Origin of the sequence: Corynebacterium sp. HMSC074C03, from assembly GCF_001838285.1 — a bacterium.
Lineage (GTDB): Bacteria > Actinomycetota > Actinomycetes > Mycobacteriales > Mycobacteriaceae > Corynebacterium > Corynebacterium amycolatum.
In genome coordinates, this window is the sequence record NZ_KV836205.1 from 1 (window position 1) to 2,417 (window position 2,417).

Below are 2,417 nucleotides of genomic sequence, written 5' to 3' on the forward strand. Positions count from 1 at the left end.
CTGGCACTTGACAAAAACATAGGGACACCCCCCAATAACGCGAAACGTCATTAACGCCTCGCGTTAAACGTTGAACTTGAACTAGACGGAGTGTCGTCGATAAATAACTATTCGATGCGCAAAGTACAACGAAATACCGCTAGAAACAGACAACATATGGGGGTGCACAGAAACACATATAGGTTCTGCGGAAAACCTATAGGGTGCGTCGCTAAGAACCGCTGTGCGCGAAAAACATAAAGGGTTTACGGACCCGGTCCCAGACCCCTCAATACTCTGAGCCGGAAGAATGGAAAGTGGAAGGTTGATGTATCCCCACTATTTATTTTTTCCGTTTTTCGGAGTACATCGGGAGCTACAACTGCGGACCAGCTCTGTGTGAACTAGATGAGAAGGCGCAGCAGCGAATCATCGACGCTGGACAGTTGGTGCTGCGGGCACGCGAGCGGCACCCCCAGCGGTCACTCGCGGAGCACTACAACCCGTTATCGATGGACCCAATTCTGCTCAAGGCCCACAACAACTTGGACCGGGAAGTCGATAAGGCTTTCGATGTGGCACGCAAACTCACCAACGAGCGCCAGCGCCAGGAGCTACTGTTCGCCAGCTACGGGGAGTTGGCGAGGGGCTATGTCTCCTCGCTTTCATCAAAATCGAAACCACCAGCAGGGTCGTTCCCCGTGCGGGTGATTTTGATCGGTCCCGCTGCTGGGTGTAGAACCCTGTCGCTGGCAACGCCGGGAACTATGACTGTGCCCGACGAGAACACGTCACTGCCATAACGCGGCTCACGGTAGACGAACATGGGTCGTTCACTACTACTGGTGGATTTCGGTTTTGGTGGTGGGGGGATTACCGCCGCCGGCCTCGATTTTTCCGTTGAGGAGGGCGTTGACTACTTCCCGATTGTGAAATGGGCCGATGGCGCGGTGAAGAGGAACCAGTCACCTGGAAGAGATCGATCCAGTCGCTGGTGTGCAATCTGGGAGGTAGGGTTGCGGGGTCGATTCCTCGCGAGCGCAACCATGATTGTGTCTCTGAACGTGATGAAAACAACCCTGCCCTTCGGAGAATTTCCCCTATCCCGCGTCCCCGGGCGGTGAAAACGGTGTGCACCATCGCCTGAAAGGCTTTGCGTTGCTCTATCGGGATCTTCGGGTCACCCACCCGGCGGATCACTAAGATCCCCCCGTCAACGTTTGGCTGTGGCCGGAAAGCAGACCTTGGTACTCGGGAACCAAGGTGAAACGTGAACCATGGGGACCACTGAGCTGTCATCATCGTGCTTGCACCTACCCCGGCCCGGCGGCGAGCGACTTCCCACTGCATGAGGAGTACAGCGGCAGTCCATGCCGGCGCATGCAACAACTTTCGAAGAATGGCAGTGGTGAGGTGAAAGGGAATGTTTCCCACAATGACGCAGGGAGTGGCGGGTAACGGGAAGTTGAGGAAATCATCATGGACCACTTCGACCGACGCCGAGGCGGTCTTTTTTGTGAGTTTGGCAGCTAGTTTTGCGTCTACCTCAACTGCCGTTATTGCCCTCCCCAAGTGGGATATCGGGTGAGTGAGGGCACCGCTTCCTGGCCCGATCTCAATGATGGGGCCGGAGGTTTGTTTTACAAGATCGACGATGGAGTTGATGATCTTGTGGTCTGTGAGAAAATTTTGGCCATGTTCGTGACGGCCGTATCCGTATGTAGACATTAGGTGTGCTCCGTGGAGTTGAAACGGAGCCGGGCATGGCAAATGGCCGCCCGGCTAAAGGACCGGAGCGGTTTCTAACCTGCGGGAGGGAGAAAACCGCCTTAGCGGCTGGTGAGCGGCCGCATGAAAACGGAACCTGAAATCAACATGGGCCTATCGTATCCAATTAATTTCGCAGGGTCCAATACGGTGAGAAAGAAGACAACCGCACCGCAACAGTGCAAGACCTCTCTGGATTGGAATTTAATTGAACATGGGTTTGGGGTACGACGCGCCCTACTCGGAGTGGCACGGACACTACGGCTGCGCGCCCACACACAACAGTAAAGAGCTCGGCAATGCACAGACACGTAACGAGAGCGCCACAAATGTATGTACGTTTAAGTTACAGCATCGACACTGACGCTCCACATGGAGGGACGGCCGCAGCCCTGCAGCAAGCACACGGCAGGGTGTCTGCTTCGGGCGACGTGAAATTACGCAGAAAAATACGAAACACATCACCGCAGGTCACGGTAGGTATTTGCGGGTCATTTCGTAATCTCGTAAACGAAAAGAACAAAACTACGAAACACAAAAACATACGTTGAGCAGCGTAAATGGTTTTCGTTTCGTAATTTTTCCACTTTTTGAAGAAAATCTAAATAAGAAGAGACACCTTGATTGCGATTGTGTCCCGTGTCACATAGCTGCAACCCCTGCAGCGTGCC

The 2,417-nt window shown here is 53.9% G+C and carries 3 protein-coding genes; 1 reads left to right on the top strand and 2 read right to left on the bottom strand.

Features of this window, described 5'->3' with window-relative positions:
- Positions 1–428 precede the first annotated feature (428 nt).
- Positions 429–782 (top strand): type IIL restriction-modification enzyme MmeI, encoded by a 354-nt coding sequence (locus tag HMPREF2847_RS11735; RefSeq protein ID WP_016423158.1) that lies wholly within the window; start codon positions 429–431, stop codon positions 780–782.
- 70 nt (positions 783–852) lie between these two features.
- Here HMPREF2847_RS11735 and erm read toward each other — a convergent pair whose 3' ends face one another.
- Both erm and HMPREF2847_RS11660 read right to left on the bottom strand, forming a co-directional pair.
- Complete coding sequence (gene erm, locus HMPREF2847_RS04610) at positions 853–1,707, bottom strand: 23S ribosomal RNA methyltransferase Erm (protein ID WP_016456425.1); 855 nt, start codon at positions 1,705–1,707, stop codon at positions 853–855.
- 530 nt (positions 1,708–2,237) lie between these two features.
- Positions 2,238–2,417 (bottom strand): hypothetical protein (locus HMPREF2847_RS11660; RefSeq protein WP_210384558.1); only part of this gene is annotated, 180 nt, incomplete at its 5' end.

Excerpts from the sequence above, each read along its gene's own strand:
- erm (WP_016456425.1), bottom strand. The coding sequence starts at position 1,707 with ATGTCTACATACGGATACGGCCGTCACGAACATGGCCAAAATTTTCTC.